Origin of the sequence: Paenibacillus sp. FSL M7-1455 (assembly GCF_038004655.1) — a bacterium.
GTDB classification, from domain to species: domain Bacteria; phylum Bacillota; class Bacilli; order Paenibacillales; family Paenibacillaceae; genus Paenibacillus_AQ; species Paenibacillus_AQ cookii.
In genome coordinates this window covers 4,113,174-4,131,165 of the sequence record NZ_JBBORO010000001.1, presented here as the reverse complement: position 1 = coordinate 4,131,165, position 17,992 = coordinate 4,113,174, and the positions used below count along the sequence as shown (strand labels likewise).

Annotated in this window: 18 protein-coding genes and 1 other RNA gene; 15 read left to right on the top strand and 4 right to left on the bottom strand. The window is 53.8% G+C overall.

What is annotated here, in order from left to right; translation table 11 throughout:
- Positions 1-193: 193 nt before the first annotated feature.
- From NYE48_RS19125 to NYE48_RS19110, 4 genes are all read left to right on the top strand, one after another.
- Positions 194-970: a tRNA (adenine(22)-N(1))-methyltransferase gene (locus NYE48_RS19125; protein ID WP_036712378.1), complete on the top strand. Its 777-nt coding sequence runs from the start codon at positions 194-196 to the stop codon at positions 968-970.
- Positions 946-2,067: a Nif3-like dinuclear metal center hexameric protein gene (locus tag NYE48_RS19120; protein ID WP_340999708.1), complete on the top strand. Its 1,122-nt coding sequence runs from the start codon at positions 946-948 to the stop codon at positions 2,065-2,067. The genes NYE48_RS19125 and NYE48_RS19120 overlap by 25 nt, the downstream gene beginning before the upstream one ends.
- Positions 2,068-2,159: 92 nt before the next feature.
- An RNA gene (gene rnpB / locus NYE48_RS19115) (RNase P RNA component class A) lies at positions 2,160-2,570 on the top strand.
- Between the two features lie 321 nt (positions 2,571-2,891).
- On the top strand, positions 2,892-3,128 hold the full coding sequence (locus tag NYE48_RS19110; RefSeq protein ID WP_036712301.1) for a hypothetical protein: 237 nt from the start codon (positions 2,892-2,894) through the stop codon (positions 3,126-3,128).
- Between the two features lie 186 nt (positions 3,129-3,314).
- On the opposite strand, the gene NYE48_RS19105 is transcribed toward NYE48_RS19110, so the two are convergent.
- Entirely contained in the window at positions 3,315-5,204 is a 1,890-nt protein-coding gene (locus tag NYE48_RS19105; protein ID WP_212947195.1) for a S8 family peptidase, read from the bottom strand.
- Positions 5,205-5,434: 230 nt separating this feature from the next.
- Between NYE48_RS19105 and NYE48_RS19100 the strand changes: the two genes are divergently transcribed.
- Positions 5,435-5,941, top strand: coding sequence for a YpuI family protein (locus NYE48_RS19100; RefSeq protein WP_036712295.1), 507 nt, complete (start codon positions 5,435-5,437; stop codon positions 5,939-5,941).
- Between the two features lie 82 nt (positions 5,942-6,023).
- Here the strand turns inward: NYE48_RS19100 and NYE48_RS19095 are convergent, their stop codons facing one another.
- Complete coding sequence (locus NYE48_RS19095) at positions 6,024-6,983, bottom strand: family 43 glycosylhydrolase (RefSeq protein WP_340999707.1); 960 nt, start codon at positions 6,981-6,983, stop codon at positions 6,024-6,026.
- Positions 6,984-7,218: 235 nt separating this feature from the next.
- Between NYE48_RS19095 and NYE48_RS19090 the strand changes: the two genes are divergently transcribed.
- From NYE48_RS19090 to thiI, 5 genes are all read left to right on the top strand, one after another.
- On the top strand, positions 7,219-7,440 hold the full coding sequence (locus tag NYE48_RS19090) for a DUF1540 domain-containing protein (protein WP_036712290.1): 222 nt from the start codon (positions 7,219-7,221) through the stop codon (positions 7,438-7,440).
- A 44-nt stretch (positions 7,441-7,484) separates the two neighbouring features.
- A complete protein-coding gene (locus tag NYE48_RS19085; RefSeq protein ID WP_036712287.1) occupies positions 7,485-7,874 on the top strand; it encodes a hypothetical protein in 390 nt (129 codons plus the stop codon).
- 203 nt (positions 7,875-8,077) lie between these two features.
- Complete coding sequence (locus NYE48_RS19080) at positions 8,078-8,800, top strand: lytic transglycosylase domain-containing protein (protein WP_036712285.1); 723 nt, start codon at positions 8,078-8,080, stop codon at positions 8,798-8,800.
- A gap of 127 nt (positions 8,801-8,927) precedes the next feature.
- Complete coding sequence (locus NYE48_RS19075) at positions 8,928-10,082, top strand: cysteine desulfurase family protein (protein WP_212947191.1); 1,155 nt, start codon at positions 8,928-8,930, stop codon at positions 10,080-10,082.
- 1 nt (position 10,083) lies between these two features.
- Positions 10,084-11,313 (top strand): tRNA uracil 4-sulfurtransferase ThiI, encoded by a 1,230-nt coding sequence (gene thiI, locus NYE48_RS19070; RefSeq protein WP_036712283.1) that lies wholly within the window; start codon positions 10,084-10,086, stop codon positions 11,311-11,313.
- 80 nt (positions 11,314-11,393) lie between these two features.
- Here the strand turns inward: thiI and NYE48_RS19065 are convergent, their stop codons facing one another.
- Positions 11,394-12,086, bottom strand: coding sequence for a TerC family protein (locus tag NYE48_RS19065; RefSeq protein ID WP_340999705.1), 693 nt, complete (start codon positions 12,084-12,086; stop codon positions 11,394-11,396).
- A gap of 131 nt (positions 12,087-12,217) precedes the next feature.
- On the opposite strand from NYE48_RS19065, the gene NYE48_RS19060 reads away from it, so the two are divergent.
- The 5 genes from NYE48_RS19060 to NYE48_RS19040 all read left to right on the top strand — a co-directional run bounded on the left by NYE48_RS19060 (position 12,218) and on the right by NYE48_RS19040 (position 17,082).
- Complete coding sequence (locus NYE48_RS19060) at positions 12,218-12,877, top strand: TerC family protein (RefSeq protein WP_340999704.1); 660 nt, start codon at positions 12,218-12,220, stop codon at positions 12,875-12,877.
- Positions 12,878-13,069: 192 nt separating this feature from the next.
- Entirely contained in the window at positions 13,070-13,579 is a 510-nt protein-coding gene (locus NYE48_RS19055) for a hypothetical protein (protein WP_036713540.1), read from the top strand.
- A gap of 141 nt (positions 13,580-13,720) precedes the next feature.
- On the top strand, positions 13,721-15,562 hold the full coding sequence (gene typA / locus NYE48_RS19050; protein WP_212947183.1) for a translational GTPase TypA: 1,842 nt from the start codon (positions 13,721-13,723) through the stop codon (positions 15,560-15,562).
- A gap of 51 nt (positions 15,563-15,613) precedes the next feature.
- Positions 15,614-15,910: a YlaH-like family protein gene (locus NYE48_RS19045; protein ID WP_212947181.1), complete on the top strand. Its 297-nt coding sequence runs from the start codon at positions 15,614-15,616 to the stop codon at positions 15,908-15,910.
- Between the two features lie 95 nt (positions 15,911-16,005).
- Entirely contained in the window at positions 16,006-17,082 is a 1,077-nt protein-coding gene (locus tag NYE48_RS19040) for an LCP family protein (protein ID WP_340999703.1), read from the top strand.
- 278 nt (positions 17,083-17,360) lie between these two features.
- On the opposite strand, the gene NYE48_RS19035 is transcribed toward NYE48_RS19040, so the two are convergent.
- Positions 17,361-17,933, bottom strand: coding sequence for a YhcN/YlaJ family sporulation lipoprotein (locus tag NYE48_RS19035; protein ID WP_052147247.1), 573 nt, complete (start codon positions 17,931-17,933; stop codon positions 17,361-17,363).
- Positions 17,934-17,992 lie beyond the last annotated feature (59 nt).

The window sequence follows — 17,992 nt, the reverse complement described above, 5'->3', positions numbered from 1 at the left end:
TTAGAACTATTTCCTTTATTTGTTGTTTTTATTTTAGCGCTTTTTCCAAGCCAATGCAAATGAGATGACCCGATGACTCTGGGCCATCCCTACTAGAGCCGATCCTTTCGGCTTCGTGCATTTGCAGGATGCGCACGGGTTTGATACGGTATAAAAAGGATATAAAAACCAAAAAAAGATGCGTGGGTGCGATATGAAATTATCAAGAAGACTAGAGACGATCATGAAGCTCATACCAAAGGAATGCGCGCTGGCGGACATCGGTTCGGACCATGCGCTGCTGCCCGTGGCCGCGGTGCAATCCGGGCGGGCCGTCCGGGCCGTGGCCGGAGAAGTGAACGACGGGCCGTTGCAAGCCGCCGCCAAACAAGTGGCGGAAGCCGGCCTTACGGACGTCATTTCGGTCCGCAAGGGCGATGGCTTGGCGGTCATCGAAGCGGGTGAGGCCAACGTCGTGACGATTGCGGGCATGGGGGGCAGCCTGATCGCGAACATTCTGGATCGCGGCGAGGACAAGCTCGAACAAGTCGAACTGTTGATCCTGCAGCCGAACGTCGGCGAGGACATTCTCCGCCGGTGGCTCATGGAACATGGCTGGCTGCTGACGTCCGAATGCATTTTGGAAGAAGACGGGAAGATATATGAAATTTTGACCGCGGTTCCCGAACTTTCGGACCAGCGAATCAGCAATCGCCTTTTATATGAAGACCAGGAATGGCCGAAAAGCGGCGGCGAAGGCACCTTTACGGTGACCCGGGACCTTCTGCTGCGCATGGGGCCTTGGCTGCTCAAGGAGCCGACGCCGGTTTTGATCGACAAATGGAACCAAGAGCTGGATAAGCTGCAGGGCATTTTGGACTCGTTGTCCGTCTCGAAACTGGAATCCGCGGCACTAAAAGCAAAACAGGTGCAGATGGAGATGGATCAGATCAAGGAGGTACTCGCATGTTTGCAAAAGGACAGACCGTAATTCAATATATGGAGCAGCTGGCTCCCAAACATTTGGCTTATCCGGACGACAAGGACCGGATCGGGCTCCAGCTTGGAACGCTGCAGAAAGAAATCCGCACGGTTATGGTCGCGCTGGACGTCAACGAAGAGGTCGTCGATGAGGCGATCCAAGCGGGGGCCGATTTGATCATTGCCCACCATGCGATCATTTTCCGTCCTTTAAGGCATATTCAAACCGATTCTCCCGCAGGGAAAGTATATGAGCGGCTCATCAAGCATGATATAGCCGTATACATCGCGCATACCAATCTAGACAACGCCGAATGGGGCATGAACGATTGGATGGCGGAAGCGCTTGGCATCCAAAACCCCGTGCCTGTCGACGAAACCCAGCGGGAACAGCTGTACAAGCTGGTCGTGTTCGTGCCGGCGACCCATGCCGACCAGGTCCGTGAGGCGGTGCTGAATGCAGGTGCCGGATCGATCGGGAACTACAGCCACTGCAGCTTTAACGTCGACGGTACCGGAACCTTTTTGCCGCAGGAGGGTACGAACCCCTTCCTTGGTTCCGTCGGCAAAATGGAGCAGGCCGCGGAAGTGCGGATCGAGACGATCGTGCCGCACGGCATCCGCGGCAGCGTCATTCAGGCGATGCTTAAAGCGCATCCTTACGAAGAGGTCGCTTACGACGTGTACCCGCTTGATTTGAAAGGGAAGGCATACGGTCTTGGCCGAACCGGGAAGCTGGAGTCGGAGATGACGCTGGCCGCGTTTGCGCAGGTCGTCAAGGAAAAGCTGGACGTGCCTCATGTCCGCGTTGTCGGCGATCCCGACCGGATCGTCAAAAAGGCGGCCGTTATCGGCGGATCGGGCAGCAGATATTACCAGGCGGCCCGTTTCCGCGGGGCCGACGTGCTCGTCACGGGCGACGTCGACTACCATACGGCGCAGGATGCATTGGCTGCCGGGATCGCTTTGATCGATCCGGGGCACAATGCCGAAAAAATCATGAAGGCAAAGGTTGCGGATTGGCTGCAGGAGCAGCTGGGCAAACATCGGTACGACACGAAAGTGATCGCGTCGGCCGTCAATACCGAGCCGTTCCGCTTCATGTGAATTCGCATCCAGGCGAAATCCTCCAATGCTTCCAGACAGTTGAGGATTGAAACGAATTCGAATTCCTAGTATACTATAATATAGTTGTCCGGAAAGTTTGACAGACAATCGCTGGCGGCGCGTAAGGCGCCGCGAGAGGAAAGTCCGGGCTCCATAGGGCAGGGTGCTGGATAACGTCCAGTCAGCGCGAGTTGAAGGATAGTGCCACAGAAATGGACCGCCGATGGCCGCTCATCCGAGCGGATCAGGCAAGGGTGGAACCGAGGTGTAAGAGACCCCGAGGAACGCTGGTGACATCGTTCCTGGTAAACCCCACCTGGAGCAAGACCTAATGGAACGCAGCTTCTTACTGAAGCAGCCTTTGCCCGAGGCGCGTTCGGGTTGGTCGCTTGAGCCAATCAGCAATGGTTGGCCTAGATAGATGATTGTCGCTTATCTGCGGGAGGGTAGTTCCCGTCCGTACCGCAACGAGCACAGAACCCGGCTTACGTAAAACTTTCCAAACTGCAACAACTGTATCATTCATTTGAACTCGTTTGAAGGCGGCATGTCCGGTTGTACCGGAATGCCGCCTTTTTATGTCCGATGGAATTTTGCAACATTCTGATTTATAACCATTTATCATTTTCGTACCCCCGCGGGGAGCCTGAGTCGGCTAGGAAGCCAAGGGCCCCATTGCGGCGGGTTTTTTATGCTGCTTTCTTTTCCGGGTCTGAAAGACGAGCCTGATTTAGTCAAACACCTCGTAAACAAGGGCATTAGTACAAACAGAGGCGAATCAACCATAATAAACTGTACTAAATCACGAAAGGAGCTGCTTATCCATGTATAACAACTGCTTCCACTGTCCGCCAACGGACCCGGTTTATACAGATCCATCCGTCGTTTACCAGGATTATTATTATCCTCAAATCGTTCCTGTCGTCCACACGGTTCAAATCGTGAAAAGACATCATTGCGTACCCGTACCCAAGCATATTTGCAATTATGTCGTGAAAGACGAATATACGGGCCCTGTGACGACAAGCATGAAACGCAATTCTCGGGGCGGCAGACGTTAACCCCGCACTCCGCATTCGATGGGCTGACCTGGCAAACGGCCGGGCTTGACTTCAAGTTTTGCCACCCGAAACATCGATTTGGTCCGAATAAGATATGAACAAAAAAAGCAATCCGCCGTGAAGGGCTGATTGCTTTTTTTTGAAAGCCGTGTAGGCGCATGCGGATTCCGTAACCCGCTTCCAAGCTTACGGGCTCGGTTGAACGACAGACTCCATCTTTTTTTGAACATGCTGCGGCCAGAACTGGAGCGGCGCTTCCGTCGTTCCTGCGGCTTGCAGCGCTTTATAGATGTCGATCAATCCGTAGCCGTAATATTTATCTTTTCCTTTGGGTCCAAGATCCACGGTGCTGCTGCGCATGATGTCCATCACCTGTTTGTTGGTGAGGTCCGGATTCTGGGAACGGATTAAGGCGGCCATGGCAGCGACATGCGGGCTTGCCATCGAAGTTCCCGACAAGGCCGCATACTGGTTCCCCGGATAGGTGCTGGCAATGCTGGTTCCGGGGGCCGCCACATCGATGTAATCCCCGTAGTTCGAGTACGATGCGCGCTTCAGGTTGGAGTCGGTCGCCGCAACGGCGAGCACTTCCGGATAAGCTGCCGGATAGCCCGGACGTTCCGTATTGTCGTTTCCGGAGGCGGCGACGAGCACGACGTCCTTATCGAAGGCGTATTTGACGGCATCGTGCAGAAACTGCGAATCCGCGTAGTTCCCCAGGCTCATGTTGATGACCTTAGCGCCGTTGTCGGCCGCCCAGATGATGCCTTCGGCAACCGAATAGGTCGTGCCTGAACCCGATTTGTCGAGCGCTTTGACCGGAAGCATTTTGTTGTACCAGCTGATGCCTGCAACGCCTTCGTTATTGTTGACCAGCGCGCCGATGATGCCCGAGACATGCGTTCCGTGGCCGACGTCGTCCATCGGGTCGGATGCCGGGTCAATCACGTTGTATCCGGTCATCAGCTGGCCCTGCAGGTCGGGGTGATCCAAATCGACGCCGGTATCCACGATCCCCACGATCACGTCGCTGCTGCCGCGGGACAGATCCCAGGCCTGGTTCGTTTCGATGGCGGGCAGGTTCCATTGGTATTTTGCGAACAGCAGGTCGTTCGGCACGTTGGGCAGGCTGCTTGTTTTCTCCTTGATTTTGTCGTTGGTCATGTACAAATAGTGGGGTTCGACATATAACGGATTCCAGTTTTTCAAAAAGTACGATTTGAGCTGGCTGTAGTCCATGCCGCTGGCATGGAACACATAAGCGTAACCCAGTTTGCGCGAGGATTCCGCGCGAAGCTCACCCATGATACGGTTCATCTCTTGCCGGGTAGGATCCTGGCGGAAACGAACGACGATTTCGTTTTCATAAAAATGGCTCGCTTTTTCGTTGTCGTGCCCCGTACGGACGGTAATGTCCCGCAGCGTATCGGCATGAACCGATTCCACCTTGTATTTTCCCTCTTTCGGGTACGGGATGAGCCGCAGGTTTTTTTTCTGGTGGTTGGCCACTTCGGTCAATATTTTTTGGTTCATCAGGGCGATCACGCCTTGCTTCGGCTTGTTCTTGGAGGGTTCGGCGATCACGAAATATTGTTTTCCGTCCAGTTTGAAGGAAGGCGATTCGTAGGAACGCTGCTGATGGATGCTGCTTTCCGCCTTGCTCAAATATCCCTTCAGCGTTTTCCTGTCATCGGCGCTCCAGTCGTTTTTGGCGGCGTCGTATACGCGCTGTTTGCCGTGTTTGGCTTCCTGCCATATAATCATGGTAAAATGATCATGCGATTTCTGCAGCTTTCGGATATCGTCCGTAATTTGCGCCGGACCCGCATCGCCGAGTCTTTCGATCATCGAAACCAAATGCTGCTTGGCGTCCAGGCGGGTTAACCGGTCCGTTGAATCGATGTCTTGCGCCATCAAGCTATGCTTTGACATATGTTCCTGCTTCGGGTTCGGTACGACCGGCTCCGAAGCCTGCTTGCGGGTATGGGTATCGGCGGAATGGGGCACCTGCATCACGAGAAGCAGCGCTGCGGCCGCTGCGGCAATGCCGATGCCCGCCCAAGTGCGACGGGACATAAGATAAACCTCCTGAAAATGAAATTACCTTTATCGTGAGGAAAGAAGGGGCATTTTATTCTTGCGTTCAGGGGAGGCTGTTTTTGTCCGGGGCGTTTCCTTCAAAAGGGATACCGCTTTACCATGATTTGTGTTAGGATAGTACATGGAAAAATGATGCTGTAAAGCGGTTTATTTGTATGATGCCAGTATTTGGACTGAAGGAACCATTAAGGGGGAGCAAATTAGCGATGTCAGCAGGTAATGTTCAAAAGTTGTGTGAGACGACGAAGGAGAAGCTGAAGTATGCGATCGAAAAGCTGGAGGTATTTCTGAACGAACATTCGCTTCCGCAGCTGGCCGCAGACGCCAACGAGGAAACGGTTCATTTTTACAAAGGGTTTTTGTCGGATTTGCGCCATCTGCTCGTATTTTGCGAGGTTTCTTCGGAGAAGCTTGGGGTCGCGCTGCGCCGCGCCAATTTCGACGCCGAATTCGCTGAGAAAGCTCTCTATAACGTATATCACCACTGCGTGAATAACTTTTTTTACCCGAAAAGCGAAAGCTATTCCGAGGATGGCCGCTACGCTTACACCGGGCAAGACGCGATCCGTTTCCGCGTGAAACCTGTGCGTCCGGTGCGGGACATTATTCTGGACATTACGAAAGTGTTCGAAGACCTTAGAGACGACCTTACCTATTATGAAAGCGACTATTTGACGGAGCGCAGAATGCAAAACCAGCGTTCCCATGCATAAAACCGCCAATCGAGTGCGAACATGCAAAAGCGAGCCCGGGGAATTCCGAGACTCGCTTTTTTGTATGCCCGACGCTAAGTCCTCAATTATAATACGGCCAGCCGTCCGCATCCCAGTACAAATCGCTGATGAGCAGCTTCGGCGCCCCGTTCTCCGCCGCGCTGTACGCATGCCGGGCGATGACGTTCGTGCCGTTCACGTCTTGTCCACCGGGCCCGATCCAAGCGGTGTTGCCGCTGTCGATGACGGTAGCCCCGCCGTTTTTCATATCGACCCCGTTTTTGTCGTAGAACGGTCCAAGCACGCTTTTGGAACGGCCGACCGCCACTTTGTAAGTGCTGTCTAGGCCGGAGCAGCATTTGCCGATCGATACGAACAAGTAATAATAGCCCGTATCGCGGTTGTATACGAGATTCGGCGCTTCGATCCCTCCCGATTTGGTGGCGATCCGGTAGGAATTGCCCGTCGGTTTCATCGTATCCTTATTGATGGCCGTGATATAAATTCCGTTGCTCCAGGAGCCGAATACCATCCATAGGTTTCCTTTTTCGTCCTGCGTCACGTTGGGGTCGATCGCATTGTAACTGGAAGCGTCATTCGAATACATGACGAGTCCCTGGTCTTTCCATATCCCCCCGGAAATCGAATTTGTCGTGACGAGTCCGATGGCGGATACTTTGGAACCGAACGTGGAGATCGCATAGTACAAATAATACGTCCCGTTGTAATAAAAAATGTCGGGCGCCCAAACGTCCAATCCCGCTTGATTCGGCACATAATTGCTCCACCAGGCCGGCTTTTCCTTGAAGATCGGGAGCGAGCGCTGATAGTTTTTCCCGTCGGTGGAGTAGAGGACCTGAATGCCTGATCCGGTACTGAAAACCCAGTGGGTTCCCGTGCCGTTCTCCACGATGTAGGCCGGGTCGTGAACGTTGGTGTCCCCCGTCAAATTCCAGGTTGAAGCGCTTACAGGAACGATCGTTTGAAGAAGAAGCATGGCAGACAATAACAAAGAGGCAATGATTTTTTTCTTTTTCGGCATGTTGGCAAGACTCCTTTCCGTTTTTAGATACTTTACTAAAATATAAAATGATTTAATCTTTATTGAAATTTACATCAAATTGGAAACGCTGTCAACGATAAAATGAAGTTCCGTCTTTCCTTGCCATACATGCCCCGGCCATCCTTGATTTATATACTCCGGCCAGCAACTGACAAGGGCTTTGCGGTATATATGACCGATCGCAAGGAGACAATGGTAGTGAGGTGACCTAAACATGAATGATCCAAGAACCATTGTCCGATGCAGCGTCAGCAACTGCAGTTATTGGGGCGAGCAAAACGTCTGCAAAGCCGAACAGATTTTGATTGAAATCGACAAACATGCTTCCGCGAAGTACAGCGAAGAGTTCGGGCACGAGCATTTCGCCGAGCATAAGGACTATGCTCCGAATTCTTCCGCTACCTGCTGCCTGACGTTCAAACCGAAATCATCTTAACCGCAGTCCGCATTTTCACCAACCAGTTGCAGGGAGGTATTCCGATGGACGATTTACGCCAACATGAAGAGCAAGAGCAGCCGCAAAAGGAACAAGAGCTTGAGCCGAAACGGGAACGCCAGGATTTTCCGCGCCGCGACAACCACCGGGAGGAATATGCCGCCGAAGTTGCGCCGCCGAAGTCAACCCGTTACGAAATCGACGAGAGCACCGATGGGGAGCAGGAAGATACTTGGGGCAGAACAGCCGGCTACATCAGCGTAGCTTGCGGCGTCGTATCCCTGTTTATGTGGTCCATCGTTCTCGGACCGATTGCCGCGGCAACCGGCTTCTACGCTTACTCCAAAGGAAAAAAAGCGTGGGGAGCCTGGGGCATGGGGCTTGGGATTTTGGCCACGATCAGCTATTTTGTCCTTATTCCGTACGCAAGATAATTTGCCGGCCAAGACCGAAGGCGTCCTTCCTGCTGCAAGCAGCAGAGGGGCGCTTTTTTATGGATGTTGATCCGTTTTCGGATGGAAGAAGGAGAATTGTCAAAATACATAATATTTCGCGGAAATATGGCGTACATCGCCGGTAGCATGATAAAATAACGTAAAGCATTCCATTACATTGATGAAAATGAGGTTATGTTAGCATGCAGATCGATTCGGCAACCGCGAAGCAGCCGTCTTCGCTTCAGGATACCAGCCGTATTCAAAATCGGGACGAGCTTATCCAAGAGATTCTGCAGAGCGGGAGCGGCTCCGGTTTTGACGTCATGTTGAAGCAATACGTGCAGTCGTCTATAGATGGTACATCAAGCAGTGATGCGTCGGTTCACCCCAAGGCGCCCGGCGTGACGTACAGCGACGGATTGTTGTGGCAGCAGCTAAGCCCGTCGGCAAACGCGGAGGCCTCGGACATCCGCCCGGAAAGCCGGCATGCCGTGCAAAAGTCGGGCCCGACGGCCTATGACGACCTGATCCGGGAGGCCAGCCGCAAATACGGCGTCGATGAAGCTTTGATCAAAGCGGTGATCGACACCGAGTCTTCTTTTAATCCGAACGTCGTGTCGTCGGCCGGGGCGAAGGGTCTGATGCAGCTGATGGACGGAACCGCCGCCGGACTCGGCGTCACCGATCCGTTCGATCCCGCCCAAAACATCGATGCGGGCACGCGTTATCTTTCTTATCAGATCAAGCGGTTCGACGGACAGGTGAACATGGCATTGGCCGCATACAACGCCGGGCCGAACCGGCTCGCCAAGCTCGGGGTATCGACCGATGCGCAGCTGATGGACAAACTTGACATGCTTCCGCTGGAGACGAGAAAATATATCCGCAAGGTTGCGGATGCGCGCTTAAAATACGAAGCATAAAACGATAGGCAAACTCAATACGGGATCAAACGGGGGAAAACGGGTTACGGACTTCATTTGGCAAAACGAACCTTCCGTTTGATCTCTTTATATTGTCCGGAAAATACGCATGGGAGGGTGAGTGAACATGGTATATTGGGATCATGCGGCCAGCACGCCGCCATATGACGAGGTCATCCAAACGATGGCCGAGGTCATGAAAAAACATTACGGCAACCCATCCTCCATCCACCGCATGGGGGAAGACGCGGCGAAGCTGATCAAAAGGGCTCGGGAGGTATGCGCGGCGTCCCTCGGCGTGAAACCATCCGAAATCGTTTGGACCTCGGGCGCGACCGAAGGCAACAACATGGCCATCAAAGGGGCGGCGATGCAATACGCGGGCCGCGGCAAACATATCGTCACGACGTCCATCGAGCATCCTTCCGTTTACGACAGCTGCCTTGCGCTGGAGCGTCAGGGATTCGAGGTGACGTTTTTGCCCGTCGACGGCAAGGGAAGGGTCGATCCGGCCGAGGTTGCGTCCGCGGTCAGGAAGGACACGATCCTGGTCAGCGTCATGCATGTGAACAACGAAACGGGAGCCGTTCAACCGCTTGAGGAGATCGGGCGGGCGGTAAAAGAAGCCAACCCTTTGACGGTGTTCCATATCGACGGGGTGCAAGGATTCGGGAAGCTGCCGGTACGGTTGGAGGCGTGGAGAGCCGATCTTTATACGTTATCGGCCCACAAAATCCGCGGTCCGAAAGGAACGGGCATCCTGTACAAGCGGGAAGGGATTTCCCTTCATCCGCTTTTGACGGGAGGTAAACAGGAATCGGGCATGCGGGCCGGGACCGAAAATATCCCCGGCATCGTGGCGACGGCGAAGGCGATGCGGATGGCCTCCGAGCAAACCGAGACGTTTATGGCGCGGGTCGGGGCGTTGCGGGACGAGCTTATGGCTTGGATCCGCACCCAGCCCTGCCTTGAGCTGAACAGCTTCGAGGAAGGGGCTCCGCATATCGTCAATATGTCTTTTCCGGGGATGAAAGGCGAAGTGCTGCTTCACTCGCTGGAGGAGCACGGGGCGCTCGTTTCGACCAAATCCGCCTGCTCGTCGAAAACGGCAGAGCCCAGCAAGGTGCTGCTGGCGATGGGGCGGAGCGCGGATGCCGCTTCGAGCGCCGTCCGGATCAGCATGGGATTGACCAATACGCATGAGGAGCTGCAGCAGCTGATCCGCGCGTTAAGCGATGCGGTAAACCGGCTGCAGCCGTTAAGACAGGAAGGAATGAATTAATTTGAAATACGATATGCTGCTTCTCCGTTTCGGAGAGCTTACGTTAAAAGGAAGAAACCGGAACCGTTTTGAAAATACGGTGTTAAAGCACGTCAAATCGGTGCTTCGCCCGTTTCCGGCCGCAACGATCCAAAAGGAATACGGCAGATTGTACATCGTGATCAACGGCGAGGACTCGGAGTCGATGATCAAGGAGCTGAAAAAAGTGTTCGGCCTTTATTCGGTCAGCCCGGTTATCGTCTGTCCGTCGGAGCTGGACGCCATCGTCGAGACAAGCACCTCCTTTTTGAAGCAAATGCCGCTGAAAGACGGCACGACCTTCAAGGTTTCGGCCCGGCGGGTATGGAAAAAGTTTCCCTACTCCTCGCATGAAATGAACCATTTGGTGGGAGCTCCGCTGCTTCAGGAATTCGAACAGCTCAAAATCAGCATGAAGGATCCCGAATTGGAGCTGCGGATAGAAATCCGCGAGACCGGCACGTATATTTTCTGCGAAGTGATTCCCGCGGCCGGCGGCTTTCCGCGCGGAAGCAACGGCAAAGCCATGCTGCTGCTTTCCGGGGGCATCGACAGCCCCGTCGCCGGTTATTCCGCGATGCGCCGCGGCTTGGAAGTGGAGGCCGTCCATTTCTACAGCTATCCTTTCACGAGCCGGAAGGCCAAAGAAAAAGTGATGGAGCTCGCCAAGGTGCTTTCGGGCTACTCGGGCCGAATCAAAATCCATCTCGTTCCGTTTACCGAAATCCAGACCTCTTTTACGACCGTCGGCCAGGATAATTTGATCATAACGCTGATGCGACGCTCCATGTTGCGGATCGCCACCATGCTGGCAGAACGAGAAGGCGCGCTTGCGATCGTGACCGGCGACAGCCTCGGACAGGTTGCGAGCCAGACGCTGCCGAGCATGAACGTCATCGGCCGCGCGACGGAGCTTCCGCTCTTGCGTCCGCTGGTCACGATGGACAAAAACGAAATCATGGACATCGCCAAGCAAATCGGCACGTATGATCTTTCCATCCTGCCGTATGAAGACTGCTGCACGCTTTTTGTGCCGAAGTCTCCGACGACCAACCCGAACCTGCACGTGGTCGAAAGGATCGAGGCTTCGCTGGAGAATCTGCCGGCCATGCTGGAGGATGCGGTACGGCGCACCGAATCGGTCGTGCTGACGCCAAGGTCGGTCATTGAAACGGACCGCGACGAGGAAACCATCCAGGAAGATTGGTTTTAAGCTTCCTATATGCCAAAAGCCGCCCCGGGCGTATGCCTGGGACGGCTTTTTTGCGTCAAACGCGGCTTGCTTTCGCGTACTCAACCGAATGAATTTTCGTTTTTCTTTTTCCGCTGGTCCGACCGTTTTTTCAAAAATCCGGCTGTCAGCACGCCGATAATGACGACCGCCATAAATGCGATCCGGATCGCCGGATGGTCTTCGAAGAAGGGATGGATCCGTTTTTCTTCCGTGATCATTTTGGACGCGGTAAACCCTAACACGGCCGATCCCAGATAGATGATCCAGGTGAAACGTTCGATCAATTTGATGAACAGCGTGCTGCCCCATACGACGATCGGCACGCTGACCAGCAGGCCGAGGATGACGAGCACGATATTTTGCTCAGCTGCACCGGCAACCGCGATAACGTTGTCCAGTCCCATCGCCGCATCCGCCACGATGATCGTCCGTATCGCTCCCCACAGCGTGCGCCCCGCTTTAATATCGGTGTGGTCGTCATCGTCCACCAGCAGCTTGTAGGCGATGCCGATCAGCAGGATGCCGCCGACCAGAAGCAGCCACGGGATTTTGAGCAGCCACACGACCACGATGGTCGCGATGATTCGAAGAAGGACAGCGCCTCCGGTTCCATAAAAAATAGCCTTTTTCTGCGTCGAGGACGGCAGGTTCCTCGCAGCCAGGCCAATGACGATGGCGTTATCGCCAGCTAAAATGAGATCCAAAAACACGATATTGACCAATTTGGCCAAAAAAGGCAGTACAGCTTCCACATCGGGTCACTCCTCGTCATGACTGTAAACGGAGCCTGATAAATCGGATTCATTATAGGATAATTTTTGAACGATAGTCAAGCATAGCTTGGACGCCGAAGGCATAGGAGTAAGTGTGGGGGTGTTGACCGTTGGATTCGATATGGCTGCTTGTCCAAATCCTGATGATCAATTTGGTGCTAAGCGGGGATAACGCCGTCGTCATTGCGCTGGCGAGCAAAAATTTGCCGCCGCGGCAGCGGAAGCAGGCGGTATGGTGGGGCACGCTCGGCGCGGTCGCCCTCAGATGCGTCCTGACGTTCGTCGCCGTCCTTCTGCTGAAGATTCCGTTCGTTCAGGCAGGAGGAGGCGCGCTTTTGTTCTGGATCGCGTACAAGCTCCTTGCAGACGACAAAGAGGACGTCCGGATGGGCGACTCCGCATCGATGTGGAAGGCGGTGCGCAGCATTTTGGCCGCGGATTTCATCATGAGCCTCGATAACGTGCTGGCTCTGGCGGGCGTGGCCAACGGTGATTTGGCCCTGCTCGTCATCGGGATCGCGATCAGCATTCCGATCGTCGTTTTCGGGAGCAATTTGATCGTCGGGCTGCTGCACCGTTATCCCGTGCTCGTTTATTTAGGGGCGGGCATCCTGGGCTACACCGCCGGAGAGATGCTGCTGCAGGACTCCCGGACGGGAATGCTGCTTTCGTCCCTCATGCCCGAGCTGCACAAGCTGGTACCCGCGCTGCTGACGGCGCTGATCATAGCCGCCGGAGGGTTCCGGAGGCTGTCGCTCCGCCGTTCATAGCTTACCCGCAAAAGCCGGTTCATACCGGCTTTTTTTGTTTGAGGATTTTTACAATTTCCATCACTTCGGCTGTAAAAAATTTACGGGACGAATATGGTTTTTTCGTTCTATTTCAGATAAACTAATGGTGAAAAGATGTCGTTTGCTGCAGAAACGAAACGCAAAGGTACAGGAGAAAAGAGGGTGGAGAAAATGTCCTCCAAAAACGATGTAAGGCTTGGGCTGTTTATCGTGATTGCCGGGGTTGTCATTTTGTTGGGGAAATTGGGCGTGTTCGGTTTTTTGGGACGCACCTTATGGCCGTTTGCGATCATCATCGTCGGCCTGCTGCTTCATCTGCTGTTTTTCGGCAAAAGGGCGCGGGCGTACGTGCTGATTCCGGGCGGCGCGCTGGTCGTATACGGTTTGCTGTTCGCCATTTGCAATTTTTGGGGGTTCGACCTGCTGTCGTATCTTTGGCCGATGTTTTTGCTCGGCATTGCCGTGGGCGTGTACGAATACCATATGTTCGAGTCGCCCAAACCGGAGGGCGTCCTGCTGATCGCGCTGTTTCTCGGCGTCGTGTCCTTGGTGCTGCTTTTCTTTACTTTGCTGCATACCGGGGCGATTTACGTGCTGGCCGTCCTGCTCATCGCGCTGGGCATATGGTTCATTTCGGGCAAAGGGAGATCCCGCGGCAACAAGTGGAACCGGGGCTGGTAGTAAATACAAAAAGCTTGTTTTTTTCTGAAATTTCACTATAATATAAGGGATATGTTGAAGCGTCGGCATTACCGCCCGGCGCTTCTTTTGGTGAAAGACATTCCGCATTGATTTGAAAGGGAAAGGATCTGGATAAACGTCATGCATTCAAGAGATAAAATCCGCAACATTGCAATTATTGCCCACGTTGACCATGGTAAAACGACGCTGGTAGACCAGCTTCTGCAGCAATCCGGCATTTTCGGGGAGCACGAGCATTTGCAGGAGCGGGCTATGGACTCCAACGATTTGGAGAGGGAACGCGGGATTACCATTTTGGCCAAAAACACGGCGATTACGTATAAAGATTATTTGATTAACATTGTCGATACCCCGGGACACGCCGACTTCGGCGGCGAAGTGGAACGGATCATGAAAATGGTCGACGGCGTGCTTTTGGTGGTTGACGCCTATGAAGGCTGCATGCCTCAGACCAAATTCGTGCTTCGCAAAGCGCTTGAGCAAAACCTGACCCCGATCGTCGTCGTCAACAAAATCGACCGTCCGGCAGCGCGCCCGGCGGAAGTGATCGACGAAGTGCTCGATCTGTTCATCGAACTCGAAGCCAACGACGATCAGCTTAATTTCCCCGTAGTGTACGCTTCCGCCCTGAACGGCACATCAAGCATGGATGCAGAAAAGCAGGATGAAAACATGCTTGCCTTGTACGAAACGATCATCGACCATATTCCGGCTCCGACCGAAAAAGTGGATGAGCCGCTGCAATTTCTCGTGACTTTGATGGACTACAACGAATATCTCGGCCGCATCGCGATCGGACGCGTCAACCGCGGCATCATCAAGCAAGGACAATCCGTGACGGTCATTATGCGCGACGGCAAAAGCAAGACGGCCCGCATCGAGAAGCTGTTCGGCTTCCAGGGCTTGAAAAGGATCGAAATCGAAGAAGCCGGAGGCGGGGACATCGTGGCCATCGCCGGCATCAAAGACATCAACATCGGCGAAACGATTGCCGACCCGCAGCATCCGGAAGCATTGCCGGTGCTTAAAATCGACGAGCCGACGCTGCAAATGACGTTCCTCGTCAACAACAGCCCGTTCGCGGGACGCGAAGGCAAATGGGTCACCTCCCGCAAACTGCGCGAACGTCTGATGAAGGAGCTTGAAACGGACGTCAGCCTGCGCGTGGAAGAAACCGACAGCCCGGATGCGTTCATCGTTTCCGGACGCGGCGAGCTTCACCTCGGCATCTTGATCGAAAACATGCGCCGCGAAGGATACGAGCTGCAGGTATCCAAACCGGAAGTCATCGTGCGCGAAATCGACGGCAAAAAGATGGAGCCGATCGAACGCCTCATGATCGACGTGCCTGAAGAAAGCATGGGCGCGGTCATGGAAAGCCTCGGTTCCCGCAAAGCGGAAATGGTGAACATGGTCAATAGCGGAAACGGACAGGTGCGTTTGGAATTCCTGATCCCTGCCCGCGGCCTGATCGGCTACCGCACCCATTTCCTGACGCTGACGCGCGGATACGGCGTGATGAACCACGCATTCGACAGCTACGGACCTCTGCACAGCGGCCAGGTCGGCGGACGCCACCAAGGCGTGCTCGTATCCAGCGAGACCGGGACAAGCACGTTCTACGGCATGATGAGCGTCGAGGACCGCGGCATCCTGTTCCTGGAGCCGGGCACCGAAATTTACGAAGGCATGATCGTCGGCGAACATAACCGCGATAACGATATCGTCGTCAACATCTGCAAGGAGAAACAGCTCACAAACGTGCGCTCGGCGACAAAAGATGATACAGTAAAAATGAAGACGCCGCGCATTTTCTCGCTAGAGCAGGCGCTGGAGTACCTGAACGACGACGAGTATTGCGAAATTACGCCGAAGTCGGTCCGTCTCCGCAAGAAAATTTTGAACAAAAGCGAACGCGAACGTGCCGAGAAGCACCGCAAAATGGCCGACGCCAATCTGTAATGAACGAATGGGCCGGTCCGCCGGCCCGTTGCCGAAAGGAGTGTACCGCACATGCAAGCCTGGTTTGCATCGCATCCAGTCGTGTCTTACATTATCATTTTCGTGTTGATTACGTACGTCTACAATAAAGTGTTCCGCGTCAAGCAGAAGCTTCCCCTGCTGAAGGAAATATTGCTGTATATCCTGATGGCGCTCGGATCGGGGATGCTGCTCATCTTCCAGCATGACAAGCTTCCGATCATCCAGTGCCTGCTTGTTGCGGTAGCCCTGATGCTTCTGGTGCGCGTCCGGTATTTCGTGGAAGGCCGCCAGAAAAAGAAGGCGGAGGCAGCAGCAAAAAGAGGTTAATCCGCTGCAACCCTTTGCGGCTCTTTTGAAACTTTTTTCGCGGCGTCGTCGTTTATAGAGAGAATAACTCAAAATAAATGAAAAAGGTGTTTGAGATGAGTCCCAGCAATAATCATTTACCTCCACGATCTCAAAGTGGCAGCAGACAGAGCAAACAGCCGCCTAAAAAGAGAAAAAAGAAAAGCGGATTAAGAACATTTTTGAAATTTGTGTTGAGCGTGGTCATTTTGGCCGTGCTATCCGTAGGCGGTTACGCCGGTTACCTGTATTTCGAAGCCGAAAACGGCGTGCTCAACACCGGAAACAACAATCCGGTTCCGCCCGAAAAGTCGGCTAAAGTGAAGCCGGTGACGATGCTGCTGCTCGGCACGGATTACCGTCCGAAAACAGGCACGCATCTGTCCGACGTCATCATGGTGACCGCGTTTAATCCGGATACCAAAACGGTAACGGTCGTTTCGCTCCCGCGCGACACGAAGATCGAGCTGAAAGGCTATAAGCCGAATAAGGCGAACGCCTATTATCCGATTTTCCTGTCGAAGGAGAAGGAATCCGGCGTCAAAGCGACAGACGAAATGAAAACGATGATGAGCAAGTATATGGACATTCCGATCGACTACGTGACGGTTTTGAATTTCCAAGGGTTCCGGGATGCCGTGGACGCTTTGGGCGGCGTGGACATCAACGTCGATGCCGACATGTGTTACCGCGACACCGCCGACGGCACGAATATTAACCTGAAAAAAGGCGAGCAGAAGCTTGACGGGACAAAAGCGCTGGATTACGTGCGTTACCGCAAATCCAACTGCCGTCCGAAGACGAAAGCTTCCGACGATTTTGACCGCAACCGCAGGCAAAACGAAGTGCTGCACGCGCTGATCGACAAAATGCAAACCTTCAAGGGCGTAACGAGCCTGGGCGGCGTTCTGAAAGCCATGGACAAAAACATGGAAACCGACATCGAAAACGATCAGCTTAAAAACATGATCGCCACCTACTGGAAGGTGAATAAGGAAGACGTCAAGTTCATGCCGATTACGGGCACGTGGAGAAGTCCTTACGTTTACGTGAACGACGAGGAGCTTGACAAAGCAAAACAGGCGCTGAAAGACGAAATGGCGGGGAAAGGCAAACTTGTCCAGGCGGACGGCGCCGAAAACGCGAATCCCTAAAACTTGGGTGCAATATTTGCGAAGCCACCTAATATAATAGAGTACACTGGAACCTGTACAGGAGGTCGGTAAAGATGTCCGAAGCAGTTGCACGTTGCACTCATCCGTTATATGCCATCCATCCGAAAGCAGCAGCTGCCCGCCTGCCGGTTCTTAAGCAGGACGCCGTTGCTTGCGTCCGCATGCGAATAATGAAAAAGCCTAGTGAGCATCTCACTGGGCTTTTTCTTCATTTCGCGCGGAAAATGTTGCGTTTTGCGGAATTTTCCCTCGGGTCATTAGCGGTTAGGCGTCGGAGCAGCCGGTGTAGTTCCGTTGTTCCGCGGCTTGACGTCCTTAGGAAGCTGGGGAACGATTCGTCCGACGATGTCGGCCAGCTCGGAAGCGAAGCCGGAGACGGGTTCGCCTTTCCGGATATGCTCGCCGATCTCGGCGATTCTGTGCGACAAATCCATGTCGGCGGTCACGAGCGCGTTTTTCCCGCGCGGATCCTTGCGGAGCGCTTCGGCAACCGAATATTTGATGTTTCCTACGCGGGAGCGGGTAAGGTTGCCGTCCACGTCGATGCCGACGACCGCCGTGTTGCCGAACACGACCGCATGCGCCTTTTTGACGCCGGCCACGCGTTCGGCCAAAGCTTCCAGATGGTTTTTGATCGACAAATCCGCTGCATGGTCTGTCGTATGATCGGCGGCATTGTCGGTTGATTGCAGCCTAACCCGGTTATCGTTGGCAGAGGTGGCCGCCGGACCTTGTTTATTTTGAGGAGAGGGTGATGCGTTTTTGTTCTGAGCGTTGTTACAGCCGCTAATGACAGCCAATGCCAGCACGACAAGCAGAAGCATTCTCATATGTGATCGTCCTTTCCAGGTCATAGATTCTAATGGCGAATTGTAACTTAGGATGTCCA

What these genes read in the sequence shown, in the direction of transcription:
- NYE48_RS19120 (WP_340999708.1), top strand. Translation starts at nt 946, where the DNA reads ATGTTTGCAAAAGGACAGACCGTAATTCAATATATGGAGCAGCTGGCT.
- NYE48_RS19075 (WP_212947191.1), top strand. Translation starts at nt 8,928, where the DNA reads ATGGTATATTGGGATCATGCGGCCAGCACGCCGCCATATGACGAGGTC.
- NYE48_RS19040 (WP_340999703.1), top strand. Translation starts at nt 16,006, where the DNA reads ATGAGTCCCAGCAATAATCATTTACCTCCACGATCTCAAAGTGGCAGC.
- NYE48_RS19055 (WP_036713540.1), top strand. Translation starts at nt 13,070, where the DNA reads ATGTCCTCCAAAAACGATGTAAGGCTTGGGCTGTTTATCGTGATTGCC.
- NYE48_RS19035 (WP_052147247.1), bottom strand. Translation starts at nt 17,933, where the DNA reads ATGAGAATGCTTCTGCTTGTCGTGCTGGCATTGGCTGTCATTAGCGGC.
- typA (WP_212947183.1), top strand. Translation starts at nt 13,721, where the DNA reads ATGCATTCAAGAGATAAAATCCGCAACATTGCAATTATTGCCCACGTT.
- NYE48_RS19045 (WP_212947181.1), top strand. Translation starts at nt 15,614, where the DNA reads ATGCAAGCCTGGTTTGCATCGCATCCAGTCGTGTCTTACATTATCATT.
- NYE48_RS19125 (WP_036712378.1), top strand. Translation starts at nt 194, where the DNA reads ATGAAATTATCAAGAAGACTAGAGACGATCATGAAGCTCATACCAAAG.
- NYE48_RS19085 (WP_036712287.1), top strand. Translation starts at nt 7,485, where the DNA reads ATGGACGATTTACGCCAACATGAAGAGCAAGAGCAGCCGCAAAAGGAA.
- NYE48_RS19095 (WP_340999707.1), bottom strand. Translation starts at nt 6,983, where the DNA reads ATGCCGAAAAAGAAAAAAATCATTGCCTCTTTGTTATTGTCTGCCATG.
- NYE48_RS19105 (WP_212947195.1), bottom strand. Translation starts at nt 5,204, where the DNA reads ATGTCCCGTCGCACTTGGGCGGGCATCGGCATTGCCGCAGCGGCCGCA.
- NYE48_RS19080 (WP_036712285.1), top strand. Translation starts at nt 8,078, where the DNA reads ATGCAGATCGATTCGGCAACCGCGAAGCAGCCGTCTTCGCTTCAGGAT.
- NYE48_RS19100 (WP_036712295.1), top strand. Translation starts at nt 5,435, where the DNA reads ATGTCAGCAGGTAATGTTCAAAAGTTGTGTGAGACGACGAAGGAGAAG.
- NYE48_RS19090 (WP_036712290.1), top strand. Translation starts at nt 7,219, where the DNA reads ATGAATGATCCAAGAACCATTGTCCGATGCAGCGTCAGCAACTGCAGT.
- NYE48_RS19110 (WP_036712301.1), top strand. Translation starts at nt 2,892, where the DNA reads ATGTATAACAACTGCTTCCACTGTCCGCCAACGGACCCGGTTTATACA.